The 13,330-nt window shown below is 65.9% G+C and carries 12 protein-coding genes; 6 read left to right on the forward strand and 6 right to left on the reverse strand.

Annotation, left to right across the window (positions count from 1 at the left end):
* The first annotated feature begins 12 nt into the window (after positions 1–12).
* From mmsA to ACOEQ2_RS03030, 5 genes are all read left to right on the forward strand, one after another.
* Entirely contained in the window at positions 13–1,545 is a 1,533-nt protein-coding gene (gene mmsA / locus ACOEQ2_RS03010) for a multiple monosaccharide ABC transporter ATP-binding protein (RefSeq protein ID WP_419729908.1), read from the forward strand.
* On the forward strand, positions 1,542–2,789 hold the full coding sequence (gene mmsB / locus ACOEQ2_RS03015; RefSeq protein ID WP_419729909.1) for a multiple monosaccharide ABC transporter permease: 1,248 nt from the start codon (positions 1,542–1,544) through the stop codon (positions 2,787–2,789). Before mmsA ends, mmsB begins: the two co-directional genes overlap by 4 nt.
* Positions 2,790–2,873: 84 nt before the next feature.
* Positions 2,874–4,082, forward strand: a complete 1,209-nt coding sequence (locus tag ACOEQ2_RS03020) for an HWE histidine kinase domain-containing protein (RefSeq protein WP_419729910.1) — start codon at positions 2,874–2,876, stop codon at positions 4,080–4,082.
* A 182-nt stretch (positions 4,083–4,264) separates the two neighbouring features.
* The gene (locus ACOEQ2_RS03025; protein WP_419729911.1) at positions 4,265–5,203 is read left to right on the forward strand and encodes an SPFH domain-containing protein; all 939 of its coding nucleotides are present in this window, start codon (positions 4,265–4,267) and stop codon (positions 5,201–5,203) included.
* 31 nt (positions 5,204–5,234) lie between these two features.
* Positions 5,235–6,407 (forward strand): MFS transporter, encoded by a 1,173-nt coding sequence (locus ACOEQ2_RS03030; protein ID WP_419729912.1) that lies wholly within the window; start codon positions 5,235–5,237, stop codon positions 6,405–6,407.
* Positions 6,408–6,624: 217 nt separating this feature from the next.
* On the opposite strand, the gene ACOEQ2_RS03035 is transcribed toward ACOEQ2_RS03030, so the two are convergent.
* From ACOEQ2_RS03035 to ACOEQ2_RS03050, 4 genes are all read right to left on the reverse strand, one after another.
* Positions 6,625–8,181 (reverse strand): ATP-dependent nuclease, encoded by a 1,557-nt coding sequence (locus ACOEQ2_RS03035; RefSeq protein WP_419729913.1) that lies wholly within the window; start codon positions 8,179–8,181, stop codon positions 6,625–6,627.
* A gap of 678 nt (positions 8,182–8,859) precedes the next feature.
* Positions 8,860–9,288, reverse strand: a complete 429-nt coding sequence (locus ACOEQ2_RS03040) for a DUF3291 domain-containing protein (protein WP_419729914.1) — start codon at positions 9,286–9,288, stop codon at positions 8,860–8,862.
* Between the two features lie 78 nt (positions 9,289–9,366).
* Positions 9,367–9,828: a hypothetical protein gene (locus ACOEQ2_RS03045; protein ID WP_419729915.1), complete on the reverse strand. Its 462-nt coding sequence runs from the start codon at positions 9,826–9,828 to the stop codon at positions 9,367–9,369.
* A 134-nt stretch (positions 9,829–9,962) separates the two neighbouring features.
* On the reverse strand, positions 9,963–10,475 hold the full coding sequence (locus ACOEQ2_RS03050) for a GNAT family N-acetyltransferase (protein WP_419729916.1): 513 nt from the start codon (positions 10,473–10,475) through the stop codon (positions 9,963–9,965).
* Positions 10,476–10,507: 32 nt separating this feature from the next.
* Here ACOEQ2_RS03050 and bla point away from each other — a divergent pair, with 32 nt between their 5' ends.
* Entirely contained in the window at positions 10,508–11,380 is an 873-nt protein-coding gene (gene bla, locus ACOEQ2_RS03055) for a class A beta-lactamase (protein ID WP_419729917.1), read from the forward strand.
* Between the two features lie 9 nt (positions 11,381–11,389).
* Here bla and hemA read toward each other — a convergent pair whose 3' ends face one another.
* Both hemA and ACOEQ2_RS03065 read right to left on the reverse strand, forming a co-directional pair.
* Positions 11,390–12,595 (reverse strand): 5-aminolevulinate synthase, encoded by a 1,206-nt coding sequence (hemA, locus tag ACOEQ2_RS03060; RefSeq protein WP_419729918.1) that lies wholly within the window; start codon positions 12,593–12,595, stop codon positions 11,390–11,392.
* 72 nt (positions 12,596–12,667) lie between these two features.
* Complete coding sequence (locus ACOEQ2_RS03065; RefSeq protein ID WP_419729919.1) at positions 12,668–13,204, reverse strand: hypothetical protein; 537 nt, start codon at positions 13,202–13,204, stop codon at positions 12,668–12,670.
* Between the last annotated feature and the right edge of the window lie 126 nt (positions 13,205–13,330).

Consider the following 13,330-nt stretch of genomic DNA (forward strand, 5'->3'; position numbering starts at 1 on the left):
GTAGGCCAAACGATGAACGCCATTCTCGAGATGCGTGGCATCAGCAAGAACTTCACCGGCGTGAAGGCGCTGAGCGACGTCAGCCTCTCCGTGGAGCACGGCGAGATCCACGCGTTGTGCGGCGAGAACGGTGCCGGAAAATCGACGCTGATGAAGGTGCTGAGCGGCGTGCATCCGTTCGGCAGCTATGACGGCCAGATCCTGTATGACGGCGTCGAGCGGCATTTCCGCGACATCAACGATTCCGAAGCCCTCGGCATCATCATCATCCACCAGGAATTGGCGCTGATCCCGCTGCTCTCGATCGCCGAGAACATCTTCCTCTCCGCACCCCCATCGAAATACGGCGTGATCGATCGCGACGAGGTCTGGCGCCGGTCGCGCGAGCTGCTTGCAAAGGTCGGGCTGAACGAAAGCCCCGATACGCTCGTCACCAATATTGGCGTCGGCAAGCAGCAGCTGGTCGAGATCGCCAAGGCGCTGTCCAAGGACGTCAAGCTGCTGATCCTCGACGAGCCCACCGCCAGCCTGAACGAGACCGACAGCGCCGCCCTGCTCGACCTGCTGGTCGAGTTCCGCGAGCAGGGCATCTCGTCGGTGCTGATCTCGCACAAGCTGAACGAGGTCTCGCGCGTCGCCGACCGCATCACGGTGCTGCGCGACGGCCGCTCGGTCGACACCATCGACAGCCGCGGCCACGCCGTCGAGGAGGACCGGATCATCCGCAAGATGGTCGATCGCGACCTCGAGCACCGCTATCCGACCCACACGCCCGCCGTCGGCGAGGTCATGCTGAAGGTCGAGAACTGGTCGGTGTATCACCCGATCCATGCCGAGCGGCAGGTGATCCGCAACGTCGATTTCGAGGTCCGCCGCGGCGAGATCGTCGGCATCGCCGGGCTGATGGGCGCCGGTCGCACCGAGTTCGCGATGAGCCTGTTCGGCCGTTCGTACGGCCGCAAGATCACCGGCCGCGCGACCCTGAACGGACGCGAGCGCGACCTCTCCACGGTCAGCCGCGCGATCGAGGCCGGCCTCGCCTACGTCACCGAGGACCGCAAGGCGCTCGGGCTGCTGCTTGCCGAGGACATCCGCAAGAACGTCACCCTGTCGAACCTGGACGGCGTCTCGCATGGCACCGTCATCGACGACATCGCCGAGCTCAAGGTGGCGAACGACTACCGCGCCCGCATGCGGATCCGCTCCTCGAGCGTGTACCAGGAGACCGGCAAGCTGTCCGGCGGCAACCAGCAGAAGGTGGTGCTGTCGAAATGGCTGTTCACCGGTCCGGAGGTGCTGATCCTGGACGAGCCGACCCGAGGTATCGATGTCGGCGCCAAGTACGAGATCTACTGCATCATCCAGGAACTGGCGGACGCCGGAAAAGCCGTGGTGTTCATCTCGTCGGAAATGCCCGAGCTGCTCGGCGTCTGCGACCGCATCTGCGTCATGAACGAAGGCCGTTTCGTCGGTGAGTTCTCCGCCGCCGAGGCCACACAGGAAAAGATCATGCGCTCGATCATGCGCAACGGGAGGATGGAATGAGCGACAACGTCGTCGCGCCGGAGATTGCGGCCGGCGCCCTGCCCGGCACCCCGACGGGAGTGGCGCCCGGATCCGGCAGCGGTGTCCACGGGCATCTGGGGTTCCTGAAGAACAACCTGCGCGACTACGGCATGCTGATGTCGCTGTTCGCGATCATGCTGTTCTTCGAGTTCATGACCGGCGGCACCCTGCTGCGGCCGCTCAACCTCACCAACCTGGTGCTGCAGAACAGCTACATCGTCATCATGGCGCTGGGCATGCTGCTGGTCATCGTGTCCGGCCATATCGACCTGTCGGTGGGCTCGGTCGCCGGTTTCGTCGGCGCCGCGGCGGCCGTGATGATGGTGAACTACCACCTGAACTTCATCCCGGCGACGATCCTGTGCCTCGCCTTGGGCGGGTTGATCGGTGCCGCGCAAGGCTACTGGATCGCCTATTTCAAGATCCCGTCCTTCATCGTCACGTTGGCCGGAATGCTTGTGTTCAAGGGCCTGGCGCTGGCGTTGCTGCAGGGCCAGTCGGTCGGGCCGTTCTCGCTGATCTTCCAGAAGCTGTCATCGGGCTTCATCCCGGAGATCCTGCCGAACACCGGCCGCCATTACCCGACCTCGGTGCTGATCGGCGTGATCATCGCACTGGGCCTGGTCTATATGCAGACCCGCACGCGGACGCGGCAGAAGCGGCACGGCATGGATGTCGAGCCGACCGTGCTGTTCACCATCAAGAACGCCGTGCTGTTCGGCGTCATGGTCTATCTCACGACACTGATCGCCTCGCATCGCGGGCTGCCCAACGTGCTCGTGATCATGATGATCCTGATCGCGATCTACGCCTTCCTGACCGCCCGCACCACGATCGGCCGGCAGATCTATGCGGTCGGCGGCAACGTGCGCGCAGCCAAGCTGTCCGGCATCAAGACCGAGCGGCTGACCTTCCTCACCTTCGTCAACATGGGCATGCTGGCGGCCCTCGCCGGGCTGGTGTTCGCGGCCCGCCTCAACACCGCGACGCCGAAGGCCGGCCAGGGCTTCGAGCTCGACGTCATCGCCGCCTGCTATATCGGTGGCGCCTCCGCCTATGGCGGCGTCGGCAAGGTGGCCGGTGCGGTGATCGGCGCGTTCATCATGGGCGTGATGAACAACGGCATGTCGATCCTGGGCATCGGCATCGACTACCAGCAGGTGCTCAAGGGCTTGGTGCTGCTCGGCGCCGTCTGCATCGACGTCTATAACCAGAAACGCTAGCACGCCCGGGCCGCCCACAAGCCAGCGTGATGCGACGCACGCGCTGCCTGGCCCTATAGCCTGCTGACGGTTCGATGCGGGTGGATGCGGGTCGCCGGACCACACCACCGCAACGCGACCGTCCTGGCTTCAACCCAACGCGTTACGGGGTGTTACCGGATCGAGTTGGCCAGGGAGTGGGCTGTGGACGCGACGTACGGGAAAGGTGACCGCGACCCTGGGCTCGATCTGAGCCTGTTCAGGGCGGCGATCGAGGCGATCGACGACACCGTGATCGTCACCTCCGCCGATCTCGACGCGCCTGGTCCCCTGATCGAGTACGTCAACCCGGCGTTTTCCCGAATGACAGGATATGCGCCCGAAGAGGTGATCGGGCGGTCGCCGCGTCTGCTGCAGGGTCCCGCGACCGATCGGTCGGTGCTGGACCGCATGCGTGCGGATCTCGAGGCCGGGCGCACGTTCTACGGCGAGGCGATCAATTATCGCAAGGATGGCGAGCCCTACGTCATCGACTGGCTGGTCATGCCGATCCGGGATGAGGCAGGGCGGGTGACGCGGTGGCTTTCGAGCCAGCGTGACGTGACCGAGCGCCGCCGCCTCGAGACCCGACAGGATGCCCTGCTGACCGAGCTGCAACATCGCACCGGCAACCTGATGGCCACCGTCACCGCGATCGCGCAGCAGACATTGGCCACCAGCAGCGTCTCGTTCGAGAGCTTCCGCACGCGCTTCAGCAGCCGGATCGGCGCCCTCGCCCGGGCCCAGGGGATGCTCAGTGAGGCCGAGCGGCAGCCCGTCAGGATGGCGGAACTGATCAGCGGCGAGCTGCGTGCGTGCGGGCATGATCCGCAATCGGATCAGATCGAGCTCGACGGTCCGGACGTGGCCATTCCCGAACACGCGCTGCAGCTGCTCACGCTCGGCCTGCACGAGCTCATCCACAACGCGGGACATGATGGCGCGCTCGCCACCCCCGCCGGCCGCCTGGCCGTGCGCTGGCACCTGGCCGGAGCGCCCTCGGTCATCACGCCCCCGGTCATCACGACGAGCGCGCCTCGTGATGCACCCCGCGACCCCGCAGCAGGCGCCACGCACCTGATGCTCGACTGGCACGAGCACGGTGTGCCGCCGTCGCCCGACGACGCATCGGAAGCGTTGCGCAGCTATGCCCGCAAGCTGATCGAGCGCGCCCTGCCCTTCACCCTCGGCGCGCGGACCAGCTACGAGCACCGGGACGGCGAGATCCGCTGCCTTCTGGATCTGCCGCTGCGGCCGACCCCGCGCGCAGCCTAGAGCATCATCCGATCGACCGCGCTTCTCGAACGGATAAAAGATGCTCGCCTAAACAACGAACTAGAGTTTTTCCTGGTCCCTTTCGACTGGGCAAAGTGCTAGCGGCGGGACGCAGTGGACGGGATCGCCGGGTCGGCGGATAATTGAGGCCCGGTCACGCCCGACCGGAGAGACCGTTCCCGATGAACAACAGCTTCTTCGAGCAGCGCAATGGCGGTCCGCCGCGCAGCCTGCTGCCTTCCGTCATCAGCCCGAAACTGATCGCCGTCAGCCTGGCCGCGATCCTGGTTGCCGCCGGCATCTTCAGCTGCGGCTACACGGTGTCGCCGAACGAGCGCGCCGTGGTCACCAACGCCGGCGCGTATGCCGGGACCGCGGATCCCGGGTTCCACCTGAAATGGCCGATCATCGGCGAGGTGCATTACTTCAGGACCGACACGCAGCAATTCGAGACGCCGCAGCTCAACACCTACACCGTCGACAACCAGGAAATCGACGCGACGCTCACGGTGCAGTTCCAGATCCCGGTCGACGAGGTCGGCTACATCTACGCGCACAACCAGGGCTACGAGCAGAACCTGCTTTCCATGGTGGTCAATGAGTGGAAGATCGCCGCCGGCACGGTGAATGTGAGCGACGTTGCGAGCAATCGCGGCGTGCTGGTGAAGCGGGTCGACACGACGGTGAAAGAGCGTGCCAAGGCGCTGTATCATCTCGACGTCACCGACGTGCAGCTGACCAATCTCGATTACGCGCAGAGTTTCCGCGAGGCGCAGGCGCAGGCGTCGGTGGTGAAAACCCAGGTCGAGCAGGCGCAGGGTCTGCAGCGCAAGGCGCAGATCGAGGCCGACACTGCCAAGATCGTCGCCGCGGGCCTGGCCAACCAGGCGATCGAGCAGGCGCGTGGTCTTGCGGAGGCCACCAAGCTGCAGGCGGATGCGACCTCGTATGCCACCCAGAAGAACGGCGAGGCGCAGGCGCGTGCGGCGCAACTGCTGTCGGGTGCGGTCGCGGCCAACCCGGCGCTGGTGGATTACACCCGCGCGCAACGCTGGGACGGCAAGCTGCCGACCTCCGTCTATGCCAGCGCGCCGATCCCCTTCCTGCAGACGGGTCACTAGCCGCGGGCGCTGAGCCGGCGGTGAGTTGCCGGTGATCGCCACGCCCGAGACGCCGGCAAGACCAGGTGAGCGGCTCGCGACGACCGGCATCTTCCTGGTCAACGGGCTGGGCATCGGCGCCTGGGCGTCGTGCATCCCGTGGCTGCGCGCGGAGTTCGGGCTGTCCACCGGACTCCTCACGCTGGTGCTGCTGGGGTTCGCCGCCGGCGCCGTGCTGGCGATGCCCCTCGCCGGCCTGCTGGCCCCGCGTCTCGGCACCGGCCGCGCGACCACGCTGTCCGCGGCGGGCTTCGCGCTCTCGCTGCCGCTGCCGGCACTGGCGGGCGGGGGCGGCTGGCTGATCGCCGCGGCCGTGATGCTCGGTGCGACCAACGGTGCGCTCGACGTCTCGATGAATGCCGAGGCCAGCCGCATCGAGCAACGCCAGGGCCGGGCCATCATGTCGTCGTTCCACGCCGCGTTCAGCGGTGGCGGCCTGGCGGGTGCGGCCCTCGGCGCCGGCCTGGTCGCCCTGCATGCCGGCGGGCTCGCGGTGCTCTGGGCGGCGTCGGTCCTGGCGCTGATCGCGGCCGGGATCGGGCGGCGGGTGCTGGGGATCGGCCAGGTCGCGAGCGGGGGTGCCGGCTTGCGGTTGCCGGCCGGTTCGGTGCTGCCGCTCTGTGCGTGCGCCCTGCTCTGCATGCTGTGCGAGGGCGCGATGACCGACTGGAGTGCGGTCTATCTCGCCACCGTCGCCGGCGCCCGACCTGCCGCTGCCGTCGCGGGATTTGCTGCGTTCTCGGGTGCCATGCTGCTCGGCCGGCTGACCGGCGACGGGGTGGTGCGGGCGTTGTCGCGGACGAGAGTGGTGCGGCTCGGTGCAGCCCTGGCGGCGGCCGGCCTGGCGCTTGCGGCCGTGGTCCCGGAGGTGGTGCCGGCGACGATCGGCTTCGGCCTGGTCGGGCTCGGCCTGTCGAACGTCGTCCCGGCGATCTTCAGCGCTGCCGGCGAACGCGGCGCCTCACCCGCGGCCGGCATCGCGATGGCGGCGACCGCGGGCTATGCGGGCTTCCTGATCGGGCCCCCGGTGGTGGGCACGATCGCCACCGGTTTCGGCCTGCGCGCCAGCATGCTGCTGCTGGCACTTGCCGCGCTCGCGATCCTGGTGCTGGCCGGGATGTTCCGGGACCGTCGCGCGGCAGCCCAGAGCTTTTCGGAACCCTGATACTCGACGAGCCTCATTTTACCTTTCCAGACCGGACTCGATACGACACGTAGACGAACAGCTTGAGCGGCTGGGTTTGGCCGAAAGCGGTAGGTCCGCTTTGGACTTGGAACTTGCGCGAAAACAGACTCTCACGCTCAGGCTTCTTGGTTGGTCTTTGACGCTTAGAACGTTCGGATGTGGCCAATCGGTCCTGGCGAGCAAGATGGATGCAGCCTTAGGCGGCCATACCTCGCCTATCGGCGCGGCTTACCCAATCGATAACTGCGTTGATGAAACACCACACACCACCAACTTCTGGTCGAATGTATGACGACTTGTTCGGGTTGTCGCCGAGTTTACGTAGCATCGCAATGGTCCAATCTGTTTTCTTCCCCGGCACTTCTAGCTCAGCCAGCCAGTTTTCCACCTCGCCGTGGGGAACAACAAAAATCCCGTAGGCAGCAAGCGACGCAAGATGATCCTTCGCCGCTTCGTGGTCCTGCCCGATCAACACGTTTATTCCTCCATTTACCTTGAATTTAGTGTCTGTCTCGGTCAGCCGACGAGCGATCTCCGCCCGATGCTGACCCAAACTCTGATGCGATGCGTCGGGGACACCCGCAGCTCTGTAGATCGACGTCCAGTCGCTTCCACCGCTGTTGAGGACGTCGACGTCCATGATAAGGGCGGCAGGAACCCCAAAGCGGCGGAGTGGGCCAGCGATAACCGCACATGTTTGCCAGTTCTGTGCGTTAACGAAAAGGATCGTTGGTATGCTCTCGTTCTCGGCCGCTATGCGGGCATATATCTCGGCATAGAAGGCACGGTCGTTCTCAGACTCTGTGACAATTACTCCGTCATAGAACAACGAACTGAGCGCATTAGCGCTGCGCATCAAAGGGTTCAGGAAAGCCGCTCGCAGCTCGTGTTGATTGATCAGACGTCCTTGAGATTGACCGTTCGAATATGATAGGCGAACCACCTGGACCTGTTCTTCGGCCTGAACGCAGCCCATCAGGAAGTCGGCGCTGTGCGTGGCAGCGAAGAGCGAGATGTCACGTTCTCGCGCAAGCTCGCTCACTTGCCGACCAAGCTTTCGAGCCATCGGTGGGTGTAGAAAGGCTTCCGGCTCATCAAGCAGTACAGTGTGGAGGTAATCTGCCGTCATCGCGAGCAAAATGCCGACATACGCTTGTATTCCGTCGCTTGCGTCCTGGATTGGAAGTGCTGCGCCGAAATACGCTAGCGCGTCATCGTCGAAGGAGCGTTCCAGGCCAGTGGGCGGGTTCTTCGAGAGGCGAACGTGGATATGATTGGCTTCGGTCGCATCGAACGCTACATAGAGACCAGTAGCGCTAAGCACGCGCCGTTGGAGTGCTCCTCGGTCGCCGCTGTCCTTGACGAAGTGCTGAAACAGGTTTGAGGCAGCCGCTTTCCAGTCGCCGGCAGGCTGCGTTCTAACCAGGTCGAAGCGAGATCGACCGTCAAGTCGAAGCGTGCCCAAGGGAAAGGTGGATGAAGAAAAGTTGGCCGGATGTTCGCGTTTTCTCACTTGGTCAATGAGCTGTTGTGGCAAGTGGCCCATCTGAAATCCAATGGCATTCCGAAGCTGGAACTGCATACTTCGCCCGTCCCAGCCGCTCTTTACTAGGTAGGCCTCCAGACCTTCGGGCGACGGCCAGTCGACCTCAACATCCGCAAGGATTTTCTGATTCTCGCTGCCAACCCATCCGCCTATTTCGCGCAATGCCAGACTTTTCCCGGAGTTGTTAGGTCCCACGAACACGGTCACGCCGCGGGTCGTCAGGCGGATACTGGGACTATGAGTGAACTTCAGCGCGATCGATCGAGCTCGACCGGGAATGATGTTTCTCTCGGCTCGATCTGACTTAACTACCGGCACACGCAGTCTCCAGACAATGGTGCTAGACATCAGCTACGTAGCTGCAGGTTGATCCGCACGGTTCGATCAAGTGTCTCATGGAGCAAACAGGTTCGAAAGGGCCCGACTCTTTGACTCCTGCCCAGCTTCAAGCAAAATCCAGCTTCGGAAACGATCTGAGCACGCGCATGCAGAGGGTTTGGATGTAAGCGGTCAGTGCTCGCACCCTTGCGTCTAATCACGGAGGTAGACGCCCTCTAGTATCGTCTTGCCATGCTTGGTTTACGTGAGCGAGGTCAGGAACGCCTGCTTACGGTGGGTACTTCCACCATTAGCCCGGACAATAGGGCTCTTTGTTAAACCGCGCGCTTCAGAGTGCCTCCAGGTCCTTCCAACCGCTAGGCTTTGAGTGAGCCCCAAAGCGCGTGTCCGCTCTGGGGAACGGTAGAAGAGTGGGTCAACGTCCGCTTCTGGCGCATAGCAGCCGGTATTCGCATGCCAATCATTGGCGGCGCTCGAGTTTTGATCAACCCTGTCCAGATATTACAGTGGCACAGGATATCCGCTTAACGATCGCGATCCTCCCCATTACGCCGGCCTGATCGGCGCGGCCCCTCCAGTGCGCGGTGCAGCAAAGCCCAGGCTTGCATGCACGGCACTCGGGTGGCGCACCTTCGACGGGCGTCCTTCGGTGCGCATTCGCCGGTCCGCCTCGTCCCAGTCCGGCAGCGCGTCGGCGTCCTGGGTCCAGTGCACGATGCTGGCCTCGTCGCACCAGTGCTGCAGCTTCGACATCGCCTTGCCATGTGCGCCACCCACGATGTAGGCGCGCATCGCGGCCTGGTCCCGCCACAGCGTCATGGTCCAGAAGGTCAGCTTGCGGTCCGGCAGCAGGGAGCCGTTCAGGAAACCGCTCGCCTGCCTGCACTGGCGCTGGGAGCCGATCGCCTGCACAGCGAACCCTGGCATGAAACGCCACGAACGGATCCGCAGCCGCGTGATGCTGACGAAGGTCATCGCGGTTCTCTCCAGCTCATCACCGGATCATCCTGGCCGAGAAACCTGCGCAGCCTCAACCCCGGGCCGGGGCAGCCGCTACGACCGCCCCCGCTTCGCCGCAGTCTGCTTGCCGAGATCGCGCATCGCCACGACCAGGCTCATGTGGCGCATCAGCAGCTGGTGCGGCAGCGTCGGCAGGTAGATGCGGATGACCTCGAGCTTCTTCGACGGCGGCAATGCCGCGAACGCCGTCCGCGGGCTCGAAGCATCGTCGCCACTGCCGTAGCTCCGCGCGACCGCGGCCATCACCTCGTCCGGGATCGACGCCAGGAACGCCTTCTGCGCCGGGTCGAGCGCGGTGTCGCGCAGCGGTCCGGACAGCGTCCGGTGCTCGGCGACCTTGGGCGGCTGATACGGCTTCAACTGGCTCAGCTGGAACTCGATCTCGACGCCGTTGGCCTGCATGACATAGGCCGTGGTGCCGTCGATATCGACGAGCTTGCCGTCATGCGAGCCGGCCAGGTCCGAGACGTGGTCGCCAACCGATACAGACGCCATCACGAAACTCCGATCGCCCGCGGAACAGGAGCGGCAAAGGCGCACGGATGCGAGCGCCGCGCAACCTCCGGAACCGAAGCCCAGCTCCGGTGCCCAGCCCCCGGGATCAGGCCCCCGGGATTGGGCCCCGGTGCTCAACCCGGGACCTCGTCCGCCAGCAGCGCCCAGCGTTCATGGTCGCGCCAGGTGCCGTCGATCCGCAGGTAGCGCGGCGAGAACCCCTCCAGCCGGAAGCCCAGCCGCCGCACCAGCGCGATCGAGGCCCGGTTGGCGGGCTGGATGTTCGCCTCCAGGCGATGCAGCCCGACCTCCTCGAAGGCGACACCGATCGCAGCGCGCACCGCCTCCGTCATCAGGCCGCGGCCGGCGAATTCCGCCATTCCGTAATAGCTTAGATACGCGCTGCAGAAACTCCCCAGGACGATCTGGCTCAGCTCCACCACGCCCACGAGACTTCCGGACGCCGTCTCGCGCGCAACCAGGCAGACATGCGCACCGCCGGCGATCGTCCGGGCGCGGTTCTCGAATCCCGCCAGGTCGGTAAAAGGATGCACCCACGGCGCGTGATGGTCGCGGTTGGCGAGATTGGTCCGGATCAACTCGGCGGCGTCGGAGCGGTCGAGCCGCGTCAGCGTGATGCGTGCCATGGACGTGACGATTACCGGAAAAGGACGACCGTGTGACCCGCCTGCTGACCCGCCGCCACCTTGCCCTCGGCCTGACCACCCTGGTCGGCACCGCCTCCATCCCCGCCTGGCTCGCCCATGCCGCCCCGGGCGAGGCAGCGATCGCCGCCATCGAGGCGCGTCATGGCGGCCGGCTCGGCGTGTTCGTCCTGGACACCGGATCGGGCCGGACGCTGGCGCACCGTGCCGACGAGCGCTTCCTGCTGGCCAGCACCTTCAAGGGCCTGCTCGCGGCGATGCTGCTCTCGCGCGTCGATGCCGGCCGGGACGCGCTCGACAACCCCGTCCGGTATGGCGCCAAGGACCTCCTGCCCGCCTCCCCGGTGACGACGGCGCATGTGCAGCAGGGCGTCCTGACCGTCGGCGAGCTCACCGCGGCGATCCTGCAATACAGCGACAACACCGCCGCCAACCTGCTGCTGGCGCGCGTCGGTGGCCCGGCCGGCCTGACCGCCTATGTCCGCGGCCTCGGCGACCCGGTGACGCGCCTCGACGATGACGAGCCGAATGTCGGCATCCGGCGCGGCGACCTGGACACCACCACGCCCCGCGCCATCGTCGGCTCGGCGCGGACGGTGCTCCTGGGCAACGCGCTCGGTGTCGGCGCGCGGACGCAGCTAGAACGCTGGATGGACTCCAACGTGGTCGGCCGCACCCGCCTGCGCGCCGCATTCCCGCCTGCCTGGACCGCCGGCGACCGCACCGGAACCGCCGACGGCATCTGCAACGACTATGCGATCGCCCGCCGGCCGGGCAAGCCGCCGCTGCTGATGGCCGCCTATTACGACGCGCCGGGACAGGAGATGGCGCCGCAGGAGGCGGTGCTGCGCGAGGTGGGCCGCGCGATCGTCGCCTGGGCGGGCTGACCCGATCCCTCAGGCAGCGCGGGCCAGGCTGAACTCCGACCAGGCTTCCGACAGCGCCGACACCAGCACCTCGATATCGGCATCGCTGTGCAACGGGGTCGGGGTGATGCGCAGCCGCTCGGTGCCGCGCGGCACGGTCGGATAATTGATCGGCTGCACGTACACCCCGTGCCGGGTCAGCAGCTGCTCGGAGATCAGCCGCGCCTGCACCGGGTCCCCGACCATCACCGGGATGATGTGGCTGGGGTTGGCCAGATGCGGCAGGCCCTCCTCGTTGAGCCGGCGTCGCACCCTCGCCACGCGTTCCGCGTGGGCGGCGCGCTCGGTCGTGCTGGTGCGCAGGTGGCGGACACTGGCAAGAGCCGCCGCTGCCACTGCGGGCGGAAGTGCGGAGGAGAAGATGAAGCCGGACGCGAACGAGCGTACGAAGTCGCACAACGCCGCCGATCCCGCGATATAGCCGCCGACCACGCCGTATCCCTTGGCCAGCGTACCCTCGATCACCGTCAGCCGGTGACCGACCCCGTCGCGATCGGAAATGCCGCCGCCCTGGGCGCCGTACAGCCCGACGCCGTGCACCTCGTCGAGATAGGTCATCGCCTGGTGACGCTCGGCGACGTCGCACAACTCGGCCAGGGGGGCGATGTCGCCATCCATCGAATAGACGCTCTCGAACGCCACGATCTTCGGCACGTCGCGCGGCAACGACGCCAGCACGCGCTCCAGGTCGGCCGGGTCGTTGTGACGGAAGATGTGCTTCGGCGCCCGGCTGTGCCGCATGCCCTCGATCATCGAGGCGTGGTTGGCGGCGTCCGACAGCACGATGCAGCCTGGCATGCGCTGCGCCAGCGTGCCGATCGTCGCCCAGTTTGACATGTAGCCGGAGGTGAACAGCAGCGCCGCCTCCTTGCCGTGCAACGCCGCCAGCTCATGCTCGAGAGCCACGTGCTGCGGGCTGGTGCCGGAGATGTTGCGGGTCCCACCGGCGCCGGCGCCGTAGCGCTCGGTGGCCTCCGTCATGGCCCTCAGGACCGTCGGGTGCTGCCCCATGCCGAGATAATCGTTCGAGCACCAGACGGTGACGTCGCGGCCGATGCCGTGATGGAAGGCGCGCGGGAAGTGGCCAGCGTGGCGCTCGAGTTCGGCGAAATGGCGGTAATTGCCCTGGCGCTTGAGGTCGGCCAGCTGCTCGCGGAAGAAGCTTTCATACCACATGGCGACGCTCGCAGCTCCTGTCGTGCACGCCCTATGTAGGATGCACGCAGGCGCCGGACGAGCAGGTTCGGGCTATTTCGACTTGATCCACCACTTCACCGGCTCGGGTTCCGGCGCGGCATCGGTGCTGGCCACCTTGCGCACATACTGGCGACGCACCGGACGCGGCGCATCGGGCGCTGGCATCGGCTCGTCCTGGACAGGCGCTGCAGCGAATGGCGGCGGCACCGCGCGTGCCTCCTCGAGCGCCATCTCGAGATGGGCGACGCGTGTCTGGCACGTCTGCAGGCTCAGCTTCAGCTCGCGAACGGCGGCCTCCGCCTCGGTGCGGGTTTGCCGCTCGCGTGCCAACTCCTCGCGAAGCTGGTCAAGTACGGCAGCATTGTTCTGCACCGGCTGTGCCGGCTGGCGCGGACGCTCGGCATATTCGACCGCCACTTCGCCGTCCTGCACGAACCTGCGGCGCACCACCGGCCGGCCGGACTGGGCGGTGCGTCCCTGGGCGTCCTGGCGTTGGTCCGGCCTGGCGCCACTCCCCAGCCGCAGCAGAGCCTGCCGGACCGCGTCGTCGGACCCGGGCTGGGCCACGCTGCCCACGGGCATGCTCATTTTCGTCGATTGCTCGTCAGGCAAGCTCGATCCTATCGTCGATTGATATGCGGATGCAGACCGCTGGTCTGCGCTGTCCGGCCGTCTGCACGGGACACGCGATCCGTTTGTGAATTCGCGCAACAT

Origin of the sequence: Lichenicola sp., assembly GCF_965198575.1 — a bacterium.
GTDB lineage: Bacteria > Pseudomonadota > Alphaproteobacteria > Acetobacterales > Acetobacteraceae > Lichenicola.